23 protein-coding genes are annotated in these 22,014 nt (G+C 63.9%); 14 read left to right on the top strand and 9 right to left on the bottom strand.

What is annotated here, in order from left to right; translation table 11 throughout:
- Nucleotides 1–160 precede the first annotated feature (160 nt).
- The 8 genes from RM190_RS02535 (at nucleotide 161) to RM190_RS02500 (ending at nucleotide 5,155) form a co-directional block, all read left to right on the top strand.
- Nucleotides 161–775: a ribonuclease D gene (locus RM190_RS02535; RefSeq protein WP_311757802.1), complete on the top strand. Its 615-nt coding sequence runs from the start codon at nucleotides 161–163 to the stop codon at nucleotides 773–775.
- A 9-nt stretch (nucleotides 776–784) separates the two neighbouring features.
- A complete protein-coding gene (locus tag RM190_RS02530; RefSeq protein ID WP_311757801.1) occupies nucleotides 785–1,729 on the top strand; it encodes a KpsF/GutQ family sugar-phosphate isomerase in 945 nt (314 codons plus the stop codon).
- A gap of 3 nt (nucleotides 1,730–1,732) precedes the next feature.
- Nucleotides 1,733–2,311 carry an LPS export ABC transporter periplasmic protein LptC gene (lptC, locus tag RM190_RS02525; RefSeq protein ID WP_311757800.1) on the top strand — a complete coding sequence of 193 codons (579 nt, stop codon included), beginning with the start codon at nucleotides 1,733–1,735 and terminating at the stop codon, nucleotides 2,309–2,311.
- Between the two features lie 62 nt (nucleotides 2,312–2,373).
- Nucleotides 2,374–2,871: a lipopolysaccharide transport periplasmic protein LptA gene (lptA, locus tag RM190_RS02520; RefSeq protein ID WP_311757799.1), complete on the top strand. Its 498-nt coding sequence runs from the start codon at nucleotides 2,374–2,376 to the stop codon at nucleotides 2,869–2,871.
- The gene (gene lptB / locus RM190_RS02515) at nucleotides 2,868–3,617 is read left to right on the top strand and encodes an LPS export ABC transporter ATP-binding protein (RefSeq protein WP_311757798.1); all 750 of its coding nucleotides are present in this window, start codon (nucleotides 2,868–2,870) and stop codon (nucleotides 3,615–3,617) included. The genes lptA and lptB overlap by 4 nt, the downstream gene beginning before the upstream one ends.
- A gap of 163 nt (nucleotides 3,618–3,780) precedes the next feature.
- Complete coding sequence (gene hpf, locus RM190_RS02510) at nucleotides 3,781–4,356, top strand: ribosome hibernation-promoting factor, HPF/YfiA family (protein ID WP_311757797.1); 576 nt, start codon at nucleotides 3,781–3,783, stop codon at nucleotides 4,354–4,356.
- 81 nt (nucleotides 4,357–4,437) lie between these two features.
- A complete protein-coding gene (locus RM190_RS02505) occupies nucleotides 4,438–4,902 on the top strand; it encodes a PTS sugar transporter subunit IIA (RefSeq protein WP_311757796.1) in 465 nt (154 codons plus the stop codon).
- Nucleotides 4,903–4,963: 61 nt separating this feature from the next.
- On the top strand, nucleotides 4,964–5,155 hold the full coding sequence (locus RM190_RS02500) for a hypothetical protein (RefSeq protein ID WP_311757795.1): 192 nt from the start codon (nucleotides 4,964–4,966) through the stop codon (nucleotides 5,153–5,155).
- 81 nt (nucleotides 5,156–5,236) lie between these two features.
- Here RM190_RS02500 and RM190_RS02495 read toward each other — a convergent pair whose 3' ends face one another.
- Nucleotides 5,237–6,109, bottom strand: coding sequence for a branched-chain amino acid aminotransferase (locus tag RM190_RS02495; protein ID WP_311757794.1), 873 nt, complete (start codon nucleotides 6,107–6,109; stop codon nucleotides 5,237–5,239).
- Nucleotides 6,110–6,261: 152 nt separating this feature from the next.
- Between RM190_RS02495 and RM190_RS02490 the strand changes: the two genes are divergently transcribed.
- On the top strand, nucleotides 6,262–6,780 hold the full coding sequence (locus RM190_RS02490) for a MarR family winged helix-turn-helix transcriptional regulator (RefSeq protein ID WP_311757793.1): 519 nt from the start codon (nucleotides 6,262–6,264) through the stop codon (nucleotides 6,778–6,780).
- A complete protein-coding gene (locus RM190_RS02485; protein ID WP_311757792.1) occupies nucleotides 6,777–7,493 on the top strand; it encodes a response regulator in 717 nt (238 codons plus the stop codon). The genes RM190_RS02490 and RM190_RS02485 overlap by 4 nt, the downstream gene beginning before the upstream one ends.
- Nucleotides 7,494–7,613: 120 nt before the next feature.
- Here the strand turns inward: RM190_RS02485 and secA are convergent, their stop codons facing one another.
- The gene (secA, locus tag RM190_RS02480; protein ID WP_311757791.1) at nucleotides 7,614–10,319 is read right to left on the bottom strand and encodes a preprotein translocase subunit SecA; all 2,706 of its coding nucleotides are present in this window, start codon (nucleotides 10,317–10,319) and stop codon (nucleotides 7,614–7,616) included.
- 219 nt (nucleotides 10,320–10,538) lie between these two features.
- On the opposite strand from secA, the gene RM190_RS02475 reads away from it, so the two are divergent.
- Genes RM190_RS02475 through mutT form a run of 3 tightly spaced genes read left to right on the top strand, consistent with a single transcriptional unit; the run spans nucleotide 10,539 to nucleotide 13,204 of the window.
- Nucleotides 10,539–11,384, top strand: a complete 846-nt coding sequence (locus RM190_RS02475; protein WP_311757790.1) for a peptidylprolyl isomerase — start codon at nucleotides 10,539–10,541, stop codon at nucleotides 11,382–11,384.
- Between the two features lie 3 nt (nucleotides 11,385–11,387).
- Nucleotides 11,388–12,809, top strand: a complete 1,422-nt coding sequence (gene argJ, locus RM190_RS02470; protein WP_311757789.1) for a bifunctional glutamate N-acetyltransferase/amino-acid acetyltransferase ArgJ — start codon at nucleotides 11,388–11,390, stop codon at nucleotides 12,807–12,809.
- Nucleotides 12,806–13,204 carry an 8-oxo-dGTP diphosphatase MutT gene (gene mutT, locus RM190_RS02465; protein WP_311757788.1) on the top strand — a complete coding sequence of 133 codons (399 nt, stop codon included), beginning with the start codon at nucleotides 12,806–12,808 and terminating at the stop codon, nucleotides 13,202–13,204. Before argJ ends, mutT begins: the two co-directional genes overlap by 4 nt.
- Before the next feature lie 436 nt (nucleotides 13,205–13,640).
- Here the strand turns inward: mutT and infB are convergent, their stop codons facing one another.
- The 6 genes from infB to pip form a co-directional block, all read right to left on the bottom strand.
- Entirely contained in the window at nucleotides 13,641–16,193 is a 2,553-nt protein-coding gene (infB, locus tag RM190_RS02460; RefSeq protein ID WP_311757787.1) for a translation initiation factor IF-2, read from the bottom strand.
- Between the two features lie 8 nt (nucleotides 16,194–16,201).
- Nucleotides 16,202–16,819 (bottom strand): RNA-binding protein, encoded by a 618-nt coding sequence (locus RM190_RS02455; protein ID WP_311757786.1) that lies wholly within the window; start codon nucleotides 16,817–16,819, stop codon nucleotides 16,202–16,204.
- 15 nt (nucleotides 16,820–16,834) lie between these two features.
- On the bottom strand, nucleotides 16,835–18,451 hold the full coding sequence (nusA, locus tag RM190_RS02450; RefSeq protein WP_311757785.1) for a transcription termination factor NusA: 1,617 nt from the start codon (nucleotides 18,449–18,451) through the stop codon (nucleotides 16,835–16,837).
- A 3-nt stretch (nucleotides 18,452–18,454) separates the two neighbouring features.
- The gene (gene rimP, locus RM190_RS02445) at nucleotides 18,455–19,063 is read right to left on the bottom strand and encodes a ribosome maturation factor RimP (protein WP_311757784.1); all 609 of its coding nucleotides are present in this window, start codon (nucleotides 19,061–19,063) and stop codon (nucleotides 18,455–18,457) included.
- A 151-nt stretch (nucleotides 19,064–19,214) separates the two neighbouring features.
- On the bottom strand, nucleotides 19,215–19,655 hold the full coding sequence (tspO, locus tag RM190_RS02440; RefSeq protein ID WP_311757783.1) for a tryptophan-rich sensory protein TspO: 441 nt from the start codon (nucleotides 19,653–19,655) through the stop codon (nucleotides 19,215–19,217).
- Nucleotides 19,656–19,664: 9 nt separating this feature from the next.
- Nucleotides 19,665–20,663 (bottom strand): prolyl aminopeptidase, encoded by a 999-nt coding sequence (gene pip / locus RM190_RS02435; RefSeq protein ID WP_311757782.1) that lies wholly within the window; start codon nucleotides 20,661–20,663, stop codon nucleotides 19,665–19,667.
- A 51-nt stretch (nucleotides 20,664–20,714) separates the two neighbouring features.
- On the opposite strand from pip, the gene ubiG reads away from it, so the two are divergent.
- The gene (ubiG, locus tag RM190_RS02430) at nucleotides 20,715–21,467 is read left to right on the top strand and encodes a bifunctional 2-polyprenyl-6-hydroxyphenol methylase/3-demethylubiquinol 3-O-methyltransferase UbiG (RefSeq protein WP_311757781.1); all 753 of its coding nucleotides are present in this window, start codon (nucleotides 20,715–20,717) and stop codon (nucleotides 21,465–21,467) included.
- Between the two features lie 49 nt (nucleotides 21,468–21,516).
- On the opposite strand, the gene RM190_RS02425 is transcribed toward ubiG, so the two are convergent.
- Complete coding sequence (locus RM190_RS02425; RefSeq protein WP_311757780.1) at nucleotides 21,517–22,011, bottom strand: MarR family winged helix-turn-helix transcriptional regulator; 495 nt, start codon at nucleotides 22,009–22,011, stop codon at nucleotides 21,517–21,519.
- Between the last annotated feature and the right edge of the window lie 3 nt (nucleotides 22,012–22,014).

The following is a 22,014-nucleotide window of genomic DNA, read 5'->3' as shown; positions in this document are numbered from 1 at the left end:
AGACCGTCGTCTTCCCCGCATCGCCAGGAAGCTATGCCAGCGAAAGAATGGGCTGAATGGGGGCGGGCGCAGGCGCGCGGGACGCAAGGGGGTGGCGTGAGGCGGGGAAAAGAGAGTAAGCCTCGGGCCAAGTCATGCCACGCCACAGCCGGATCCCGACATGAGCATACATCTTTACCAGAATGACCTGCCGGACCGGCTGGAACTGGGGGCCACCGTCGCCATCGACACCGAGACCATGGGACTGGACATGCGGCGCGATCGCCTGTGTCTGGTCCAGCTGTCCTCGGGCGACGGTTCCGCCCATCTGGTCCAGATCGCGCGCGGGCAGCGTCAGGCGCCGAACCTGGTGCGGCTGCTGGCCGATCCGAAGGTGCTGAAGCTGTTCCATTTCGGACGCTTCGACATCGCCGCGCTGGAAGCGGCCTTCGGCGTCGTAACCGCGCCCGTCTGGTGCACCAAGATCGCGTCGAAGCTGATCCGCACCTTCACCGACCGGCACGGGCTGAAATACCTGCTGAGCGAGATGGTCGGGGTCGACATCTCGAAGCAGCAGCAGACCAGCGACTGGGGTGCGCAGCAGCTGTCCGATGCCCAGCTTGAATATGCCGCATCGGACGTGTTGCACCTGCACCGGTTGAAGGCCGAACTGGAAAAACGGCTGGAGCGCGAGGGCCGGATGGGCCTTGCGCAGGCCTGTTTCGATTTCCTTCCGGCCCGGGCCCATCTGGACTTGATGGGCTGGGGGGATGAAAACGACCTTTTCCGTCACTAGGTGAGGGCCATGAGCGCATACCTTGATACCGCCCGCCGTGTGATCCGGGCCGAAACCGATGGCCTTCTGGCCCTGTCCGACAGTCTTGGCGACAGCTTCGATCATGCGATCGGACTGATCCTTGCCGCGCAGGGGCGGGTGATCGTCTCGGGCATGGGGAAATCCGGCCATGTCGGGCGCAAGATCGCGGCGACTCTGGCCTCGACCGGGACCCCGGCGCAATTCGTCCACCCGGGCGAGGCGAGCCATGGCGATCTGGGCATGGTGACGGAAAGCGACGTCGCGCTGGTCCTGTCCAACAGCGGCGAGACGCCCGAGCTGGCCGACCTGATCGCCCATACCCGCCGGTTCAACATCCCGCTGATCGGGGTGGCGAGCCGCGCCGATTCGACGCTTTTGCGCCAGTCGGACGTGGCGTTGGTCCTGCCTGCTGCGCCCGAGGCCTGCGGGTCGGGCATCGTTCCGACCACCTCGACCACGATGACCATGGCGCTTGGCGACGCGCTGGCGATCGCGCTGATGGAGCATCGCAAGTTCACCCCCGATCATTTCCGCACCTTCCATCCCGGTGGTAAGCTGGGCGCGCGGCTGTCGCGCGTGGGCGACATGATGCATCGCGAGATTCCGCTGGTCGCCGAGGACGCGCCGATGTCGGATGCGCTGCTGGTCATCAGCCAGAAGGGGTTCGGCGTCACCGGCGTCGTGGACCCTGACGGGCGGCTTAGCGGCATCATCACCGACGGCGACTTGCGGCGCCACATGGAGGGTCTGCTGGATCACCGCGCCAGCGAGGTCATGACCCGCAACCCGCGCACGATCTCGCCCGAAAGCCTGGCGGAAACCGCCTTGGCCGAGATGCAGGGGCGCAAGATCACCAGCCTGTTCGTGCTTGAGGATCAGAAGCCTGCCGGGCTGCTGCACATCCACGATTTCCTGCGGACAGGGATGGTCTAGAACATGCGGCGGTCGTGCATCGTTGCCTGGCTGCGCGTAATCCTGCCCCTGACAGCGCTGGCGATTCTGTCGGTGCTGTTCCTTTTGGGGCGCAAGCCAGAACCGCATGCGACCATTCCCTATGCGACCGTCGATCCGCAGGATCTGGCCGAGCGCCAGGCGATCACCAACCCGACCTATACCGGGGTCACGACCAACGGGTCGCAGCTGACGATCGCCGGGGCCGAGGCAGAGCCGGGCGCCGGGATGAACCAGGGCTCGGTCCGGTCGGTCCGCATGACGCTGCGCGCGCCCGACGGGCGGGCGGCGGATGTCAGCGCCGGGACTGCCCGCATTCAGGGCGACCAGGTCGCGCTGCAGGATGGTGTGCGGATGACGACGGCCGCAGGCTGGATCGTGACCGCACCCGAGTTCCATGCCTCGACCACCGAGGGCACCCTGGCGGCTGATCGCGAGGTGAATGTTCGCGCCCCGTTCGGCGACCTGACCGCCGGCGCAATGGAACTGCGCCCGATTGCGCCCGGCGATGCCGATCACGTTCTTGATTTGAAGGGCGGAGTCCGGTTGATATACCGGCCATGATTGCCCGACCCGCCAGACTGGTATCTGGCTCGGCCAAGCCCTCGCGCCAGAAAGGAAACCCGATGATCCGGCCAGGACCGCTGCCCTTGCTTCTGTCGCTGACCCTGGCTGCCCTGCTGCCCCAGCTGGCAGCGGCGCAGACGACCGGATTCGGCAATGCTCAGGACGTGAAGGCGCCGGTCGAGGTAACGGCCGATGCATTGCAGGTCGACCAGCGCACCGGCCTTGCGGTCTTTACCGGCAATGTGCTGATCGGGCAGGGCGCGATGCGGCTGTCGGCCGACCGCGTCACCGTGACCTATGCCCAGGACAATGCACAGAAGATCAGCGCTATGAAGGCGGAAGGCAACGTGACCCTTGCCAGCGGGCAGGACGCGGCCGAGGCGAAGACCGCCGATTACGATGTCGAGTCGGGCAATGTCGTGCTGCGCGGCGATGTCCTGCTGACGCAGGGCAGCAACGTGCTGACCGGCGAGACGGTCACGGTGAACCTTGCGACCGGCACCGCCAATGCCGCAGGCCGCGTGCGCAGCGTCCTGCAACCGGAGCAGAACAGATGAACGCCTCGACCGATTCCCTTGCCGGCGGACTGCGCGTCCGGGGACTGCGCAAATCCTATCGCAGCCGCCCCGTCATCCGCGACGTGGCGCTGGACCTTGAGCGGGGCGAGGTGGTGGCGCTGCTGGGGCCGAACGGCTCTGGCAAGACGACCTGCTTTTACTGTGTCGCGGGCCTTGTCGCGCCCGATTCGGGGCAGGTGACGATCGACGGGCTTGAGGCGACGGCTCTGCCCATGTATCGGCGCGCGCAGATGGGCATCGGCTATCTTCCGCAGGAAATGTCGATCTTTCGCGGCCTGAATGTCGAACAGAACATTGCTGCGGTGCTGGAGCTGGTCTGTCGCGACGCCCATCATCGGCGCGACCGGCTGGAGACGCTGCTGGGCGAATTCTCGATCGAGCATCTGCGCAAGGCCCCGGCCATGGCCCTGTCGGGCGGTGAGCGGCGGCGGGTCGAGATTGCGCGCTGCCTGGCGGCGAACCCGTCTTATCTGCTTCTGGATGAACCCTTTGCGGGCGTCGACCCGATTGCTGTCGGCGAAATCCGCGGGCTGGTCCACGACCTGAAAAGCCGGGGAATCGGCGTATTGATCACCGATCACAACGTCCGCGAGACGCTGGAGATCGTCGATCGCGCCTATATCCTGCATGACGGGCATGTGCTGAAATCCGGCACCACGGCCGAAATCGTCGACGATCCGCAGGTCCGGCGCGTCTATCTGGGTGAAAGCTTCCGCATGAACTGAGGGCCTGTCGATGCCTGCGACAATTCGCGCCCGTTGACAGGACCGCTCCCCTATCACCAAATGATCCTTAAGGCAGGCCCGAAGATGCCTGTCTTCAACCCGGACGGCGAAACCGCGCGGGCGGCGTAAAGTCTAGGCCGGGCAACCGAAAGGACGGACCATCATGCGCTATCAGATCAGCGGAAAACAAATCGACGTCGGAGATGCCCTCTCGACGCATGTTAAGACCGAACTGGGCGAGACCATCGACAAGTATTCGCAGCGCCCGACCGATGCGACGGTCATTTTTTCCCGCAATGCGCATGAATTCATCTGCGACGCCGTGGTGCATCTGTCGACCGGGCTGAACGTGCAGGCCAAGGGGGCCTCGACCGAGATCTATGCCGCTTTCGAACAGTGCAAGGAGCGGATGGACAAGCAGCTGCGCCGCTACAAGCGCCGGCTGAAGGATCACCACAAGGATCGGGTTGAACCGGTTGCCTTCGAGCAGGCGGGCATGTATGTGCTGGCCGCCGATGAAGACGAATGGGAATCCCAGGAAGACGGCCTGCAACCCATGATCATCGCCGAGATGGAGACCCGCGTTCCCACGCTTTCCGTCGGCGATGCGGTGATGCAGATGGAGCTGGCCGGTTCGCCGCTGCTGGTTTTCCGCAATGAGAAACATGGGGGCGTCAACGTGGTCCATCGCCGTGAAGATGGCAACGTGGGCTGGATTGATCCCCGCAATTTGCGCTAGACTGACCGCAAGAGCAGTCTGGTTGAATGAATTGTCCCGGTCACGAAATCCGTGGCCGGGACTTGGACAATTTCGGGCGATATGCAGATCAGCGACATTCTCTCACCTTCCGCCGTGCGGACGATGACGCAAAGCACCAGCAAGAAGCGTTTGTTCCAGGAAATCGCCGAGCAGGCGCGAAGCATCTATGGCGTCGATGCCGCGCAGACGCTGGATGCCTTGCAGGAACGAGAATCGCTGGGTCCGACCGGGGTCGGTCACGGCGTGGCCTTGCCTCATGCCAGGCTGCACGGGCTGGACCGGGTCGTCGGCTTGTTTCTGCGTCTGGAGAAGCCGCTGGATTTCGATGCGGTCGACCGTCAGCCTGTGGACCTGATCTTTGCGCTGCTCGCCCCCAAGAACTCGGGTGTCGATCACCTGAAGGCACTGGCGCTGGTGTCGCGGACGCTGCGCGACCAGGATCTGCGCGGCAAGCTGCGCGCCAATGACGATCCGGTCGCGCTGCACGCGATCCTGTCGGCCGCGCCGGGGATCAAGGCTGCCTGAAGGGGTGATCGCGGGCTGGTTCCGTGTTACGATGCCTCCGCCCGAAAGCGGAGGTTCGGCAATGACCAGGCATATCGCAGACAGACAGCATGAGACGGGTGCGGGTCGCATCCGGAACTTTACCCGGCAAGATCGCGAGGCGACCATTCATCCCGCCATCCAGCGCCTTCTGACCCGCCGCAAGCAGGAGGATGCCGGGGGCGGCCGCCGCATGGCCGAGTTCCTGCGGATCGAGCGCGGGCAGAACGCCTGAATCCGGTCCGGTCCAGTCCAGAATGCAAGACGGCCGCGCCCATTCCGGGCGCGGGCGCTTTCGTTCACGTCTGGTGCGCGATCAGGCGCGGACGAGCTTTTCGTAATCGTCCGCGATGCCGCGGGTGACTTCGCCGATCTGGAAATGCCAGTCCTCGCCGATCTGGGCGACCGGGGTCACTTCGGCGGCGGTTCCGGTCAGGAAGCACTCCTGGAAGCCCGAGACCTCTTCCGGCAGGATGTGGCGTTCATGCACGGCAACGCCCTTGTCCTTCAGCAGCTGGATGATGGTCTGGCGCGTGATCCCATTCAGGAAGGCGTCGGCCAGCGGGGTGTGAACCTCACCATCCTTGACGAAGAAGACGTTCGCGCCGGTCGCCTCGGCGACATAGCCGCGGTAATCCATGAACAGCGCGTCCGAGCAGCCCTTGGCCTCGGCCGCGTGCTTGGACATGGTGCAGATCATGTAAAGGCCGGCGGCCTTGGCGGCGGTCGGAATCGTCTCGGGGCTGGGGCGCTTCCATTTCGCGATGTCGAGCTTGGCGCCCTGCCATTTCGCGTCCCCGTAATAGCTGCCCCATTCCCAGGCGGCGACCGCCATGCGAACCGGGTTGCGCGCCGCCGAGACACCCATGTCCGAGCCCGAGCCGCGCCACATCACCACGCGGACGTAGGCGTCGGTGAAGCCGTTCGCGTCCAGAACTTCCTGTTTGGCGCGGTCGATTTCTTCCGCAGTATAGGGCGATTCGATGTCCAGCAGCCGAGCCGATTCAATCAGCCGCAGGGAATGTTCGTGGCCTTTGAAGATCTTGCCGCTATAGCACCGCTCGCCCTCGAATACCGAGCTTGCGTAATGCAAAGCATGGGTCAGGATGTGCACCTTGGCGTCGCGCCAGTCCACAAGCTCGCCATCCATCCAGATTTTGCCATCACGATCGTCGTAAGCGCCTGCCATGTTCTTCCTCCGGCCGGTCTGTTTTTCGGATTGTTGCGCTGTTTTGCCATTATCCGCATATAAAGTTGCGCAACACAGGGTCTTCGCTATCCATTGGTGATTGGAAAGTCAACAAGCCTGACGTAATAAGAGCCATGCAATATGGGGAAGCCATGCAGAACAAAGTCAGCATCGCGCCCGTTGGTGGCGAAAACCTGCTGTTCCTGACCGATGAGCAACTGCGTCGCGGGATCGAGGCGATGTTCTTCGCCTATCGTGCCTTCACGGCCGATCCGGATCTGATTCTGTCGGATATGGACTATGGCCGCGCCCATCACCGCGCGCTGCATTTCATCAACCGCGATGCGGGGCTGACGGTGACGGCGCTTCTGGACGTGCTTGGCGTGACCAAGCAATCCCTGAACCGGGTGCTGCGCACGCTGATCGAGGATGGGCTTGTCGAAAGCCGGGTCGGCCGTCGCGATCGCCGCGAAAGGCAGCTTTTCCTGACCGAGCAGGGAAATGCGCTGGAGCGGCGCCTGTCCGAGAGCCAGCGCGCCCGGATGCGCGCCGCCTATCGCAACGCCGGGCCGCAGGCAGTCGCGGGGTTCCGGCAGGTGCTTGAGGCAATGATGGACCGTGATACGCTGCGGCAGTTCAAGTCTATGAAGGACCTGCCCGAATCCCAATGAGCAATCCTGACCCGATCTCCGCCCATATCCTGGTCGTCGATGACGACGAACGCATCCGCAGCCTTCTGCGCCGGTTCCTGATGCGCAACGACTTCCTGGTCACGACGGCGCGGGACGCCGCCCATGCGCGTCGGCTGCTGTCGGGGCTGGATTTCGACCTGATCGTCCTTGACGTGATGATGCCGGGCGAGGACGGCTTTTCCCTGACTCGCGACCTGCGCAAGCGCGCGCAGACGCCGATCCTGCTGCTGACCGCAAAGGGAGAGATCGAGGACCGGATTTCGGGGCTGGAAAGTGGGGCCGACGACTATCTTGCCAAGCCCTTCGAACCGCGCGAGCTTTTGCTGCGCATTGCCGCGATCCTGCGTCGCGTCCCGGCAAGCGAGAATCGTGGCCCGAAGTTCCTGTCGATCGGACCTCTGCGCTATGACGCGGACAAGGGCGAGCTTTGGCAGGGCGATGCGCCGCTGCGCCTGACGGGCACCGAACAGGCCTTGCTGCGCCGCCTGGCCGACACTCCGCGCCAGCCCGTCAGCCGCGCGGAACTGATCGAGGACATGGGTCGCAGTCCATCCGAGGATGCGGGCGAGAATTCGGAACGCGCCATCGATGTGCAGATCACCCGATTGCGCCGCAAGATCGAGCCCGATCCCCGCGAGCCGCGTTACCTGCAGACCGTCCGCGGGATGGGATATATGCTGGTTCCGGACTGATGGGTCCTGCGCGGCGCCGGGCGTCGCGCAGTGGGTATTTGAGAAACGGTGAAGTCGCAGGCGTCGCGAGTTGCCCCCTTGCGTCCGGCGAGGTGTGAAAAGGGGCCCGAAGGCCCCCGATCACGCCAGCACGCCGTGGCAGTGCTTGAACTTCTTGCCCGAGCCGCAGGGGCAGGGGTCGTTCCGCGCCGGGTCGCCCCAGGTGGTGGGGTCGGTCTCGTCAAAGCCGGCGACGCGGGCGGAGATCTCTCCGCCTTCGGCCTCCTCATGCACCGGCTGCATCTCGGCCTGGGCGGCAGCCTGCTGGCGCTGATAGTCGCGCAGCATCTCTTCGCGCTCGGCATCGGTCAGCGGGCGGATGCGGGCAAGTTGCTGGGTCACGTCATAGCGCAGCCCGTCCAGCATGGTTTCAAACAGCTGGAACCCCTCGGTCTTGTATTCCGAAAGCGGGTCGCGCTGCGCATAGCCGCGGAAGCCCACGACCGAACGCAGGTGTTCCAGCGTGATAAGGTGGTCGCGCCACTTCGAATCGATCTGTTGCAGCAGGACCTGCTTTTCGATCTGGCGCATGTTGTCTTCGCCGAACTGCTCGGCCTTCTGCGCCATATAGGCGTCGGTGGCCTGCTGGATGCGTTCGCGCATAGTGTCATGGTCGACGCCATCTTCGGCGGCCCATTCCTTGACGGGAAGGTCCATGTTCAGCCGTTCGATGATCGCGTCCTTCAGGCCGTCGATCTTCCACTGCTCGGCATAGGAGCGCGGCGGCAGGAATTCGTCGACCATGTCGTCGATGACCTGCGCGCGCATGTCGGCAGCGACCTCGGCCACTTCTTCGGTATGCATGATCTCGAGGCGCTGGCTGAAGATCGCCTTGCGCTGGTCGTTCATCACATCATCGAATTTCAGCAGCTGCTTGCGGATGTCGAAGTTGCGGCCTTCGACCTTGGCCTGCGCGCGCTCAAGCGACTTGTTGACCCAGGGGTGGATGATTGCCTCGCCATCCTTCATGCCCAGCGTCGAAAGCACCTTATCCAGGCGCTCAGACCCGAAGATGCGCATCAGGTCGTCTTCCAGCGACAGGAAGAACAGCGAACGGCCGGGGTCGCCCTGGCGGCCCGAGCGGCCCCGCAGCTGGTTGTCGATGCGGCGGCTTTCGTGGCGTTCGGTCGCAAGGACGAACAGCCCGCCCGCGTCCAGAACCACCTGCTTGTCGTTCGCGTGCTCGGCCTCGATCCGGGCGCGCAATTCGTCGGGATGGGCCTCGGGATCGGCGGCCAGCGCCTCCATCACCTTCATCTCGACATTGCCGCCCAGCTGGATGTCGGTGCCGCGGCCGGCCATGTTGGTGGCGATGGTGACGGCGCCCAGCTTGCCGGCGTCGGCGACGATCTTCGCCTCCTGCTCGTGCTGGCGTGCGTTCAGGACGTTATGGACGATGCCCGCCTGGGTCATCATCTGCGACAGCATCTCGGATTTCTCGATCGAGGTGGTGCCGACCAGGATCGGCTGGCCCTTGGCATGGGCTTCCTTGATCGCTTCGAGCACGGCGGAATATTTTTCGGCCGCGGTGCGATAGACGCGGTCATGTTCGTCGATCCGCTGGATCGGGCGGTTCGTGGGAACCTCGACGACGCCCAGCTTGTAGATCTCGGCGAATTCGTCTGCCTCGGTGGCGGCGGTGCCGGTCATGCCGCCCAGCTTCGAATACAGGCGGAAGTAGTTCTGGAAGGTGACCGAGGCCAGCGTGACGTTCTCGGGCTGGATCTGGACGCCTTCCTTGGCCTCGATCGCCTGGTGCAGGCCGTCGGACAGGCGGCGGCCCTTCATCATGCGGCCGGTGAACTCGTCGATCAGCACGATCTCGTCATCGCGGACGATGTATTGCTGGTCACGATGGAACAGCTTGTGCGCGCGCATCGCCTGGTTGGCGTGATGCACGATCGTGGTCGATTCGGGGTCATAGAGGGTCTGGCCCTCAGGCAGGACACCAGCGGCCTGAAGGCGCTTTTCCAGATATTCGTTGCCTTCCTCGGTGAAGGTCGCGTTCCGGGTCTTCTCGTCCAGCTTGTAATGTTCTTCAGTCAGCTCGGGCATGAAATGATCGAGCGTCTTGTAAAGCTCACTGCGGTCCTGCGATGGGCCCGAGATGATCAGCGGCGTGCGGGCCTCGTCGACCAAGATCGAATCGACTTCGTCGACGATCGCGAAGAAGTGGCCGCGCTGGACCATCTGGTCGATCGAGCCCTTCATGTTGTCGCGCAGGTAGTCGAAGCCCAGCTCGTTGTTCGTGGCATAGGTCACGTCGGCCTGATAGGCCTGCCGCTTTTCCTCGTCGGGCTGGAAGGGATAGACGACACCAGTGGTCAGGCCGAGATGGCGGAAGACCTTGCCCATCCATTCGGCGTCACGCTTTGCGAGGTAATCGTTGACGGTGACGACATGGACGCCCTTGCCCGCCAGCGCGTTCAGATAGGCGGGGAAGGTCGCGACAAGGGTCTTGCCCTCGCCCGTCTTCATTTCGGCGATGTTTCCCTGGTGCAGGAAGATCCCGCCCATCAGCTGCGTATCGAAAGCGCGCAGGCCAAGTGCACGGCGGGCACCTTCGCGGCAGTTGGCGAAAGCTTCGGGCAGAAGCTTGTCCAGATCCTCTCCACCCTGGGCACGACCCTGCAAATCTCGCGTCCTTGCGATCAGCTCCGCGTCGGACATCGCGCGGAATTTTTCTTCCAGAGCATTGATCTGGGCGACCAGCGGGCGCACAGATTTCACCTTGCGGTCGTTGGGCGTTCCAAAGACCAGTTTAGCCAAGTTTCCGATGCCGAGCATGTGAGCCTTCAAAATCGCGTATCTGTGGAAGCGCCGGACGTTCCGCCCACTTGCCGCCACCATTCGCCATGCCCTATCACATGGGCCGGAAAAATGGCGACGGGCGCGCATTTTCGGTTGCGCCGGATGTATGCGTCGGAGGCCAGACTGTCAACGCTTGCGCCGTTTTGCGTCATGTAGACGTGCCGGAAATGAACCAATCCCAGGAAAGGGAATCAGATGCTGAAATCGCTTCTTGCCGCCACCGCCCTTGTCGCCGTCTCGTTCGGTTCGGCGCCCGCGTTTGCCCAGGATGCCGACACGGTCGTCGCGAAGGTCAATGATGAGGCAATCACCCTAGGCCAGCTGATCGCGATGCGTCAGGGCATTGACGAGCAAGCCGTTCAGGGCCTGCCCGACACCGCCGTCTGGGACCTGATGCTGGACCAGATGATCCGTCAGACCGCGGTCGCGCAGGCCGCCGGCAAGGAACTGAGCAAGCGTGACCAGGCGGGGCTTGAGATTGAGCGCCGTGCCTATCTGGCCGGTTCGGTTCTGGAAAAGGTCGCTGCTGCCGAGCCGACCGATGACGAGCTGAAGGCCGCCTATGACCAGGTGTTCGGCGGCCAGACCGAGCCGAAGACCGAATACAACGCTGCCCATATCCTGGTGAAAACCAAGGAAGAGGCAGAAGCGATCGAGAAGCAGCTGAAGGATGGCGGTGATTTCGGCGCGATCGCGGCCGAGAAATCGACCGATCCCGGCTCGGCCCCGAACAAGGGTGATCTGGGCTGGTTCCAGCCCGAGCAGATGGTCGCCCCCTTCTCGGACGCAGTGAAGACCCTGAAAAAGGACGAAGTTTCGGCGCCGGTCGAAACCCAGTTCGGTTGGCATGTCATCAAGCTGCTTGACCAGCGCGAAGTGCAGCCGCCGAAAATGGAAGAGGTCAAGGACCAGCTTGCCGTTCAGGTCCGCCGTGACAAGGTCCAGGCCGAGATCGAGAAGCGCGTCGCCGACTCCAAGGTCGAAAAGACCGAGGGCCTGAGCCCGGACCTGCTGGGCAAGACCGATCTGCTGGGAGAGTGATCCATGGCCAAGGCCGAGAAGAAGGTGAAGATTTCCGACGCCGAGAAGCTCAAGAAGCTGAAGAAGAAGCTGAAGAAGCTTCAGGAGACTTCGGAAAGCGGTGCAGCCCCGACCGAGACCCGTGTCGAGGCCGCAACGCGCGCGCTTGCCCAGACGGTCGGAAAGCCGGCCCCGCAGAAAAAGGAAAAGCTCGTCTCGCCGCTCGCGCCTGAGGAGTTTCCCGAATTTCCGCTGGTGGCCGGGGCCGAGTTTGCCTCGGGCGCTGCGGGCGTCAAATATCAGGGGCGCACCGACGTGATGTTGGTGCGTCTTGCGCGCGGCACCGCCATTGCCGGGGCCTTCACGCGGTCGTCGACCCGTGCGGCCAGCATCCTTGACTGCCAGGCCAAGCTGGCGCTGAAGCAGGATGTGGGGCAAGGCGCCGCGATCATCGTGAACTCGGGGAACGCGAACGCCTTTACCGGCCGGAATGGCCAGGAGGCGGTGGACAAGGTTACCGGCAGTGTCGCTTCGGCGCTGTCGATCCCCCGCGACCGGGTCTTCTCATCCTCGACCGGTGTGATCGGCGAGCCGCTTCCGGCGGACCGCATCACCGCCGTCATCAGCGAGCTTGCGAACGGGCTCAGCGCCGATGGCGCGGCCGAGGCGGCGCGGGCGATCATGACGACAGACACCTTCCCGAAGGGCGCGACCGCCAGCTTCGAGGGCGAGGGCGGCAAGATCAACATCGTCGGTATTGCCAAGGGCTCGGGCATGATCGCGCCCGATATGGCGACCATGCTGGTCTATATCTTCACCGATGCGAAGATCGCGCCGGCGCTGTTGCAGCGGATGCTGAACGGCCAGCTGGCAAGCACCTTCAACGCGATCACCGTGGACAGCGACACCTCGACCTCGGATGCGCTGATCGTGGCGGCCACGGGGAAATCCGCGGCGACCCCCATTACCGAGCTGCGCTCGGCCACCGGGCGGGCCTTCACCAAGGCCTTGGGAGAGGTCATGCTGGATCTGGCCCAGCAGGTCGTGAAAGACGGCGAGGGGGCGACCAAGTTCGTCGAGGTGCGCGTCACGCGCGCCGCGACGCCCGAGGATGCCCACCGTGTCGCCATGGCGATCGCGAACTCGCCGCTCGTCAAGACCGCGATCGCGGGTGAGGATGCGAACTGGGGTCGCGTGGTCATGGCCGTCGGCAAGTCCGGCGCCGTGGCTGACCGCGACAAGCTGACCATCCGTTTCGGCGATCTGGTCCTTGCCGAGAATGGCTGGCGCGCGCCGGCCTATGACGAGGACAAGGCCAGCGCCTATATGCAGCGCGATCACCTTGTGATCGGCGTTGACCTGGGGCTGGGCCGCGCGAAACGCACGGTCTGGACCTGCGATCTGACCCATCGCTATATCGACATCAACGCCGATTACCGTTCATGAAGATCCTGCTGGTGGCGGCCGTCGCCCTGATCGACAAGGATGGTCGCATTCTTCTGGCGCAGCGCCCCGAGGGCAAGTCCCTCGCGGGCCTGTGGGAGTTTCCCGGCGGCAAGGTCGAGGCGGGGGAGACCCCCGAGGTCGCGCTGATCCGCGAGTTGGAGGAGGAACTGGGCATCAAGACCTGGGACTCCTGCCTGGCGCCGCTGTCATTTGCCAGCCACACCTATGACACATTCCACCTTTTGATGCCGCTTTACGCCTGCCGACGCTGGGAAGGGGTGCCCATCCCGCAAGAAGGACAGAACATCGCATGGGTGAAATCGCAAAATTTGTGCAATTACCCCATGCCTCCGGCCGATATCCCGTTGATTCCCGTCCTCAGAGACTGGATATGAGACTTATCGACAACAAACGGGTCGGCGTCTTTCCATTCTGCCGGTCTGTTACACAAAATTAGTTAAGACTTAACGATTTTGTGGCAATCATGAAATTACGGGTAGGAGAGAGAGAGCCGGATATGATTCGCACGATTACGATCGGTAGCTGTATTTCTGTCCAAGGCGTCTTCGAGCGGCAGGTTCCGAACGGCAACATCGTTGTCCGCGTCGGGTCCAAGACTTACGAAGGCAAGCCGGTGGCGACCGCGGCATAAGCCAACGGGTAAACAGCAGTGCCATGAACGCGAAGACGGGGTCCCGAAAGGGGCCCCGTCCGCGTTTGGAGCCGCCGAATTTTGCATCGCAGGCACGGGCGCGTTGCCGTGGCCGCGGAATCGAAAAGGGCGAACACGTCTCCGCATCCGCCCCTTCACGATTGTCATGTCTGTAGAAATTACAGCTTACGCTGCACTTCCTCGCGTTCGAAGATCTCGATGATGTCACCCTTGCGGATGTCGTCGTAATTCTCGAATGCCATGCCACATTCCTGGCCGGACTGGACTTCCTTGACCTCGTCCTTGAAGCGCTTCAGCGTCTTCAGCGTGCCTTCGTGGACGACCACGTTGTCGCGCAGCAGGCGGACGCCTGCCGAACGGCGGGCCACACCCTCGGTGACCAGGCAGCCGGCGACGTTGCCGACGCCCGTGACGCGGAAGACTTCGCGGATCTCGGCATAGCCGATGAAGGTCTCGCGGACCTCAGCCGAAAGCAGGCCCGAGGCCGCCGCCTTGATGTCATCCATCAGGTCGTAGATGATCGAGTAGTAGCGGATCTCGACGCCCTTCTGGTTGGCGGCATTCCGCGCCGGAGCATTGGCCCGGACGTTGAAGCCGATGACCGGCGCCTGGCTTGCCTCGGCAAGGCCGATATCCGACTCGGTGATCGCGCCGACGCCATAATGCAGAACGCGGACGCGGACTTCGTCGTTGCCGATCTTTTCCAGTGCCTGGACGATGGCCTCGGCGGAACCCTGCACGTCGGCTTTGACGACGACCGGCAGTTCGGCGACGTTCTTGTCCGCCTTTGCCTTGGCCAGCATCTGGTCCAGCGTGATGGCGGCACCAGCAGCGGCGCGCTTGTCCTTGGCGGCCTGCTCGCGGTAATCCGCGATCTCGCGCGCCTGTGCCTCAGTCGAGACGACGTTCAGGACGTCACCCGCTTCGGGCGTGCCGTTCAGGCCCAGGACCTCGACGGGAACCGAGGGACCGGCTTCTTCGACGCGCTCGCCCTGATCGTTGATCAGCGCGCGCACCTTGCCCCATTGTTCGCCGACGACGAAGATGTCGCCGCGCTTCAGGGTGCCGTTCTGGACCAGGACGGTGGCGACCGGGCCGCGGCCCACGTCGAGCTTCGCCTCGATCACCGCGCCGGACGCGGCGCGTTCCGGGTTGGCCTTCAGTTCAAGGATCTCCGCCTGCAGCGCGATGGCTTCAAGCAGTTGGTCCAGGCCTTTGCCAGTCTTGGCCGAAACCTCGACATCCTGCACTTCGCCCGACATCGCCTCGACGACGACTTCGTGCTGCAGCAGGTCGGTCCGGACCTTCTGCGGGTTCGCACCCGGCTTGTCGACCTTGTTGATCGCAATGATCATCGGCACCTTGGCGGCCTTGGCGTGGTTGATCGCCTCGATCGTCTGCGGCATGACCGCGTCATCGGCGGCGACGACCAGAACGACGATATCCGTCACCTGCGCGCCACGGGCACGCATCGAGGTGAACGCGGCGTGGCCGGGCGTATCAAGGAAGGTCAGCAGCGAACCGGATTCGGTTTTCACCTGATAGGCGCCGATATGCTGGGTGATCCCGCCGGCTTCGCCCGAGACGACATTCGCCTTGCGGATGGCATCCAGAAGCGAGGTCTTGCCGTGGTCGACGTGACCCATGATCGTGATGACCGGCGGGCGCGACTGCAGATCCTCGACCTTGTCCTCGACCTGGTCGATGACCTGTTCGACATCGGCATCCGAGACGCGCACGGCGCGGTGGCCGAACTCGTCGATCACCAGTTCCGCGGTATCGGCATCGACCGCCTGGTTCGCGGTGACCATCATGCCCATGCGCATCAGCGATTTGATGACATCGGGCGTACGCTCGGCCATCCGGTTCGCCAGTTCGGAAACCAGGATGGTTTCAGGCAGCTGGACGTCGCGGACCTGCTTTTCGGCGCGCTGGTGTCCGCCCATGGCTTTCTGCCGGGCTTTCTCCTGCTTGCGCTTCATCGCGGCCAGCGAACGCTGGCGTCCGCCTTCGCCGTCAAGAGCTTGGGTCAGCGACAGCTTGCCGGTGCGGCGGTTGTCGTCGCGGTTCTTGTTGCGATCGTTGTTGCGGTCGTCGGCGCCACCGCGGGGATCGCGGTCACGTTCCGTCTTGCGCGGCGCGGTCGCGACGACACCCTTGGTCTCGGCGCGCGCGGCAGCGGCTTCGGCCGCGGCACGGTCGGCAGGCGCGGGGCGCGCTTCGGTGGTGGGCTTCGGTTTGGTGACCTCGGCCTTTTTCTGGGCGCGCAGTTCGGATTCGCGGGCGCGGCGCTCGTCTTCCTCGGCTTTCAGCCGAAGCGCTTCGACGCGCTCGCGCTCTTCGCGCTCCTTCGCCTCCAGCTCAAGCCGGCGGCGTTCGCGTTCTTCCTCGCGGGCCTTTTCCTCGGCCACACGCTGGGCGGCTTCCTCGACCTCGCGGGCCTTGGCGGCCTTCAGCGCGGCAAGGCGACGCTCCATCTCGGCATCGGAAATACCGGCAGGGCGTTTCGAGGGGTCGCCCGAAATGGCGGCGGGAGAGCCCGAACGCGAACCGCCTGCCGCACCGGGTTTTCCCGGCACGACAACGCGCTTGCGCTTGACCTCGACCGCGACATTATGGGTCCGACCGTGGCTGAAGCTTTGCTTCACCTGGCCCGAACGACCAGAGCCGCCGCCAAGACCCAGGGGTTTCTTTCCGTCAGTATCGCTCATTCCGCTTTTCATTCCTTCCCGGCGGATGCACCGCCGTCATGCCCGCGCAGACCCGTCAGTCTGCTCGCGTCCCTGATCAACGTGTCGGTCAGGCCCCCCGGCGCAAGCGCGCTGTGTATGACATGATCGCGCCCAAAGGACAAACCCAATTCTGATGCGGTCAGGCAGCCGAACCAGCGCCCGCCGGGCGGGGTCCAGAGTTTGCCCTTGCCGCGGTCCGATCCGTCACTGGCCTGCAGCAAGACTTTTGCCTTGCCGTTCGCCAGCCAGTCCTTGACCTTCTCGAAGCCGGCCACGGCGCGACCGGCTTTGCGAGCCAGCGACAGCGTGTTCGTCACACGCTTTGCAAGCCCGGCTTCAATCAATTCCAGCAGTTCCGGAGGGGCCGAAACTTGCGCCCTTGCCCCTCGCGAAAACAAGCCCTTAGATGCTGCCTTGTCCAAGGCCGCACGATCCGAGACGACCCAGAAGCCGCGACCTGGCAGCTTTTCGGCCAGATCCGGGATAACTTCGCCATCGGGGCCCGCGACAAAGCGGATCAACCCAGCTTTTGGCTGGGTTTCTCCCGTCACGATGCAGCGACGTTCGGGCGTCTCGCGGTCCTTTGTCTGGCCCCCGCGTGTCATCTGCCTCCCGGGGCGTTACACCCCGGCCTCCTTGTCTTCGGTTTCCCCGGCCACTTCGGCAGCGGGTTCCAGTTCGGTCGGATCGACCCAGCCCAGCATCACGCGGGCGGTCATGACCAGATTCTGCGCTTCTTCCAGCGAGACGTCGAAGGGCTCCAGAATGCCCTCGTCCTTCTTGCGTTGACCGTTTTCGGTGGTCCAGCCGCCAGCCAGTTCCCAGTCGGCGCAGGTCGCGAAGTCTTCCAGCGTCTTCACACCGTCCTTGGCCAGCGCCTCGACCATCTGCGGGGTCAGCCCTTCGAATTCGATCAGGCTTTCCTCGACACCCAAGGCGCGGGCATTTTCCAGCGCAGTACGGTTGGCCGCTTCCAGATGCTCGCGGGCGCGGGTTTGCAGTTCTTCCGCCGTGCCTTCGTCCACACCTTCGATCGAGGTCAGCTCGTCAAGGTCGACATAGGCGACCTCTTCGAGGTTCGTAAAGCCTTCGGCGACCAGAAGCTGGGCGAAGAACTCGTCCAGATCCAGGGCGTCGACGAACAGCTTCGTCCGGGCGTTGAACTCGGCCTGACGACGCTTCGATTCCTCTTCCTCGGTCAGGATGTCGATATCCAGACCCGTCAGCTGCGAGGCCAGACGCACGTTTTGGCCGCGACGGCCGATCGCAAGGCTTAGTTGTTCATCGGGGACGACAACTTCAATACGCGACGCGTCTTCATCGAACACGACTTTCGCGACTTCGGCCGGTTGCAGCGCGTTCACCAGGAACGTCGCCTGATCATCCGACCACGGAATGATGTCGATCTTCTCGCCCTGAAGTTCGCCGACAACGGCCTGAACGCGCGAACCGCGCATGCCGACGCAGGCCCCGACCGGGTCGATCGAGTTGTCATAGGAAATCACGGCGATTTTGGCGCGCGACCCCGGATCGCGGGCGCAGGCCTTGATCTCGATCACGCCGTCATAGATCTCGGGCACTTCCATCTTGAACAGTTCGGCCATGAACTGCGGGTCGGTGCGCGACAGGAAGATCTGCGGGCCACGGCTTTCGCGGCGCACGTCCTTGACATAGGCGCGGATGCGGTCGTTCGGACGATAGCTTTCGCGGCCGATCTTTTCGTTGCGGCGCAGGATCGCCTCGCCACGGCCGACATCGACGATGATGTTGCCATATTCCTCGCGCTTGACGACACCGTTGATGATGGTGCCGGCGCGGTCCTTGAATTCCTCGTATTGGCGGTCACGCTCGGCTTCGCGGACGCGTTGCAGGATCACCTGCTTGGCCGATTGCGCAGCGATCCGGCCCAGTTCGACCGGGGGGACCTGATCCACGATCTCGTCGCCGATCTGGGGATTGTCCAGATAGGGCTGCGCCTGCTTGACGGTCAGCTGCGCCTGATAGTTCTCGACGGCGTCATCCTCGACCACGGTGCGGACGCGGGTGAAGGTGGCGTTGCCTGTCTTGCGGTCGATGTGGACGCGGATGTCCATCTCGCTGCCGTAGCGCGACTTCGCGGCTCGGGCCAAGCTGTCCTCCATCGCCTCGATCACCAGATCGGGGTCGATCATCTTCTCCCGCGCGACCGCCTCGGCGGTCTGGAGAAGCTCAAGCTGGTTGGCAGAGGTGATGGCCATTCCTCACTCCTTGGCGTCGGCGTTGGTCTCGCCGGATTCCGTTTCGATCTCGTCAAAGTCGGTTTCGTCCAGATTCTCGATCTGCACGCCCGCTTCCTTCTTTTGCCGAAGCATCTCGGCGATCAGTTCGTCCGTCAGGACCAGTTTCGCATCCGAAAGCCAGTCGAAATTCAGCCCGATTGTCTGGACCTCGCCCGCCTCTTCGATGTTCAGCAGGACCTCGTCACCCTCGATCCCGGCCAGGACGCCCTTGAAGCGCTTGCGTCCGTCGATGGGCTGGTTGGTTTCCAGCCGCGCCTCGTAACCCTCGAAGGTCGCGAAATCCTTCATCCGCGTCAGCGGCCGGTCGATGCCGGGGCTGGACACTTCCAGATGATAGGCATCCTCCAGCGGATCCTCGACATCCAGAACCGCGCTGACGGCGGTCGAGATATCGGCGCAGTCATCAACATTGATGCCGCCATCCGGCCGGTCGGCCATGATCTGCAGCGTGGCAGTCTTTCCGCCCTGCAGGCGCAGGCGGACCAGTTCGAAACCCAGATCCTCGATGACCGGAGAAATGATCTCGGCAATGCGTCGGTCAATGGCTGTCTTGGCGATGAGGTCGGTCATGATCGCTATCCCAAAAACAAAAAGCGGGCCTGAGCGGCCCGCACATCTTATCGGTGGGCAGGCTTTGGACACCTGCGCCGCTGTTGAGCGTCATATAGGCCGCCAAATCGCGAATTGCAAGGAAAAGCCGCGCATCTGTCGGGAATGGGGCTTAGCGATTGTTCTGCCAGATGCTGAAATTCAGTGCCGAGGCCAATGTCAGCCAGCCCAGATATGGCAGCAGCATCACCCCCGTCCAGATATCCAGACCAAAGGCCTGCACGACCAGCGCCGTGACGACCAGCCAAAGCAGCGCTATGACCGCCATGGCTGCACCTGTCCGGTGCGCACCGAAAAACACGGGCGTCCACAAGGTGTTGAGCGCGACCTGCGCAGCCCACAGCCCCATCGCCAGGCCCGCGCCCGGAAGAACGGCCAGACGCGCCCCGGCCCAGGCGATCAGCAGATAAAGCGTGGTCCATGCCACTGGAAAGACCCAGCGTGGTGGGGTGAAGGACGGCTTGCGCAGTCCGTCATACCAGGCGCCGGGCGGAAACAGGATGCCGGTCGCCGCCGCGGCGGCACAGGCCAGAATCAGGCTTAGAAAGATCATCTCGCACCGTCAGGCGACGCGGCCGCCTTCTTGCGCCGCATCACGCAAACCATCCATCACCCGGACGAGTTCCGTAGCGATTCGCGGCTCGCTCAGCGCATGGCCAGAGGCGGGAACCAGCCGCAGGTCGGCCAAGGGCCAGTCCTGCGCCAGCTCCCACGCGGTCTGGGGTGGGCAAACCATGTCGTAGCGCCCCTGAACGATGAAGGCGGGCAGGTGCTCGATCCGGTGCCGGTCACGCAGAAGCTGCCCTTCCTCAAGAAAGCAGCCATGCGCGAAATAGTGGTTTTCCAGCCGGGCGAAGGCGCGGGCATAATCCGGCGGCGCATGGCCCGCCCCCGAGATCTCAAGCCCCGCCAGCGCGTTTTCCCACTGAAGCCAGGGCAGGGAATATCGGATCTCCTGCCCGCGATCGCCGCTGAACAGGCGGCGATGATAGGCGATGATCATGTCGTCGCGTTCAGCCTCGGGGATGGGCTTCTGGAACTCGGCCCAGCGGTCGGGAAAGAAGCGCGCGACGCCGCCACCGTAGAACCAGTCCAATTCGGCCCGCCGGCCCAGGAACACGCCCCGCAGGACAAGGGCCAGAACCGAGTCGGGATGCGCTTCGGCATAGGTCAGGGCCAGTGTCGCCCCCCAGCTCCCGCCGAACAGGATCGCTCGCTCGATCCCCAGTTCCGTGCGGATCCGCTCGATATCGGCAACAAGATGCTGGGTCGTGTTCGCCCGCACCTCGGCATGGGGGCGCGAACGCCCGCAGCCGCGCTGATCGAACAGGATCGCGCGATAGTGCCGCGGATCGAAGAAACGCCGCATATAGGGGCTGCATCCGCCGCCGGGACCGCCGTGCAGGACGATGACCGGGACGCCGCGCGGATTGCCGCTTTGCTCGACATGAAGGACATGGCCGTCGCCAACGTCGATCTGGCGCTGGTCGAAAGGCTCGACCATCGGGTGCAGCTTGCCTGGCGATGGATTGCCGCCGATTTGCCCTGCCAATCTGTCCATGCGACGACTATATAACGCCCCGCAGGCGCCCGCCATACGAAGGACGGCCAGATGACAGAAAGACAGCAAACCAGCAGCATCGATCCGGCCGAGGTCGCCAAGTTTCAGGCCATGGCGGCCGAATGGTGGGATCCTCAGGGCAAGTTCAAGCCGCTGCACATGCTGAACCCGACGCGGCTGGATTATGTCACAGCCCAGATCGCCGCACAGTTCGGGCGCGACCGCGACGCGGCACAGCCTTTCGCAGGGATCTCGATCCTCGACATCGGCTGCGGCGGCGGACTGATGGCCGAGCCGCTGGCCCGGTTGGGGGCAACAGTGACCGGCGCCGACGCGGCCGAGGGCAACATCACCATCGCCTCGCTTCACGCAAAAGAGCAGGGCTTGCCGATCGAATACCGCGCCACCACCTCGGAAGCGCTCGCGGCCGAGGGCAAAAGCTATGACGTGGTCATGGCGCTTGAGATCGTCGAGCATGTCGCGGAGCCGTCCGAATTCATCGCCACCTGCCGCGACTTGGTGCGGCCCGGCGGAATGCTGATCCAGTCGACCCTGAACCGGACCGCGCGCAGCTTCGCCGCGGCGATCATCGGCGCGGAATGGGTGATGCGCTGGCTGCCCAAGGGCACCCATGACTGGCACCGCTTCATCACGCCGGACGAACTTGCGACGATGACCATTGCGACCGGGCTTGAGGTCGTCGACCGCTGCGGCATGGTCTTCAACCCGCTCGGTTGGAGTTGGTCGCTGTCCCATCGCGACCTTTCCGTCAACTATGCGATGACGGCCCTGCGCACGGCCTGAGCGATTTCACCGTTTTCCAAATACCCATGACCGGTCGCGGCGCGACCGGTCAGCGCATGTCCTGGCTCAGCGCTTCCTCAAGCTGGCGGCGCAGCAGGCGCAGGACGGGCAGCGCGGCGCGGACACGGTCCGAGCCGATATCGCGCACGACGTCCGCGATGCGCGGCATGAAGGCGGCCAGCGCCGCGTCGCGGGCCGCGCGACCGGCCGGGCTGATCGACACGAATTTGCGCCGCGCGTCGTCCCAATCGGGGCGGATATGGATGTGCCCGGCCCATTCCAGCCGGGACAGCGTATTGGTCATCGCGCCGCGGGTGACGTGGAACGCCTCGGCCAGTTCGGCCGGGCTGCGTTCGACCCCCAGATGGGCCAGCAGATTCAGCACCGAGAAATGCGAGATCTGCATGCCTTTGGGCAGCGACTTGCCGATCAGGTCGCGGGCCAGCTGGTCTGCGATGAACACCTCGGAAAACAGGCTCGCGGCAAGCGCGTCGGGGGACGGCTCGGCGCTTAGCGTCTGATTTTCCACGATCTTGCTCGGCATCAT

The sequence above is a fragment of the Paracoccus broussonetiae genome (assembly GCF_031854425.1).
In the GTDB taxonomy this organism is placed as follows: Bacteria; Pseudomonadota; Alphaproteobacteria; order Rhodobacterales; family Rhodobacteraceae; genus Paracoccus; species Paracoccus broussonetiae.
This window is presented reverse-complemented; position numbering and strand designations above follow the sequence as displayed.

What these genes read in the sequence shown, in the direction of transcription:
- argJ (WP_311757789.1), top strand. Translation starts at nt 11,388, where the DNA reads ATGGCCAAGGCCGAGAAGAAGGTGAAGATTTCCGACGCCGAGAAGCTC.
- RM190_RS02495 (WP_311757794.1), bottom strand. Translation starts at nt 6,109, where the DNA reads ATGGCAGGCGCTTACGACGATCGTGATGGCAAAATCTGGATGGATGGC.
- hpf (WP_311757797.1), top strand. Translation starts at nt 3,781, where the DNA reads ATGCGCTATCAGATCAGCGGAAAACAAATCGACGTCGGAGATGCCCTC.
- ubiG (WP_311757781.1), top strand. Translation starts at nt 20,715, where the DNA reads ATGACAGAAAGACAGCAAACCAGCAGCATCGATCCGGCCGAGGTCGCC.
- RM190_RS02530 (WP_311757801.1), top strand. Translation starts at nt 785, where the DNA reads ATGAGCGCATACCTTGATACCGCCCGCCGTGTGATCCGGGCCGAAACC.
- secA (WP_311757791.1), bottom strand. Translation starts at nt 10,319, where the DNA reads ATGCTCGGCATCGGAAACTTGGCTAAACTGGTCTTTGGAACGCCCAAC.
- pip (WP_311757782.1), bottom strand. Translation starts at nt 20,663, where the DNA reads ATGGACAGATTGGCAGGGCAAATCGGCGGCAATCCATCGCCAGGCAAG.
- RM190_RS02490 (WP_311757793.1), top strand. Translation starts at nt 6,262, where the DNA reads ATGCAGAACAAAGTCAGCATCGCGCCCGTTGGTGGCGAAAACCTGCTG.
- RM190_RS02425 (WP_311757780.1), bottom strand. Translation starts at nt 22,011, where the DNA reads ATGCCGAGCAAGATCGTGGAAAATCAGACGCTAAGCGCCGAGCCGTCC.
- infB (WP_311757787.1), bottom strand. Translation starts at nt 16,193, where the DNA reads ATGAGCGATACTGACGGAAAGAAACCCCTGGGTCTTGGCGGCGGCTCT.
- RM190_RS02455 (WP_311757786.1), bottom strand. Translation starts at nt 16,819, where the DNA reads ATGACACGCGGGGGCCAGACAAAGGACCGCGAGACGCCCGAACGTCGC.
- RM190_RS02475 (WP_311757790.1), top strand. Translation starts at nt 10,539, where the DNA reads ATGCTGAAATCGCTTCTTGCCGCCACCGCCCTTGTCGCCGTCTCGTTC.
- mutT (WP_311757788.1), top strand. Translation starts at nt 12,806, where the DNA reads ATGAAGATCCTGCTGGTGGCGGCCGTCGCCCTGATCGACAAGGATGGT.
- tspO (WP_311757783.1), bottom strand. Translation starts at nt 19,655, where the DNA reads ATGATCTTTCTAAGCCTGATTCTGGCCTGTGCCGCCGCGGCGGCGACC.
- RM190_RS02485 (WP_311757792.1), top strand. Translation starts at nt 6,777, where the DNA reads ATGAGCAATCCTGACCCGATCTCCGCCCATATCCTGGTCGTCGATGAC.
- lptB (WP_311757798.1), top strand. Translation starts at nt 2,868, where the DNA reads ATGAACGCCTCGACCGATTCCCTTGCCGGCGGACTGCGCGTCCGGGGA.
- RM190_RS02500 (WP_311757795.1), top strand. Translation starts at nt 4,964, where the DNA reads ATGACCAGGCATATCGCAGACAGACAGCATGAGACGGGTGCGGGTCGC.
- nusA (WP_311757785.1), bottom strand. Translation starts at nt 18,451, where the DNA reads ATGGCCATCACCTCTGCCAACCAGCTTGAGCTTCTCCAGACCGCCGAG.
- RM190_RS02535 (WP_311757802.1), top strand. Translation starts at nt 161, where the DNA reads ATGAGCATACATCTTTACCAGAATGACCTGCCGGACCGGCTGGAACTG.
- lptA (WP_311757799.1), top strand. Translation starts at nt 2,374, where the DNA reads ATGATCCGGCCAGGACCGCTGCCCTTGCTTCTGTCGCTGACCCTGGCT.
- RM190_RS02505 (WP_311757796.1), top strand. Translation starts at nt 4,438, where the DNA reads ATGCAGATCAGCGACATTCTCTCACCTTCCGCCGTGCGGACGATGACG.
- rimP (WP_311757784.1), bottom strand. Translation starts at nt 19,063, where the DNA reads ATGACCGACCTCATCGCCAAGACAGCCATTGACCGACGCATTGCCGAG.
- lptC (WP_311757800.1), top strand. Translation starts at nt 1,733, where the DNA reads ATGCGGCGGTCGTGCATCGTTGCCTGGCTGCGCGTAATCCTGCCCCTG.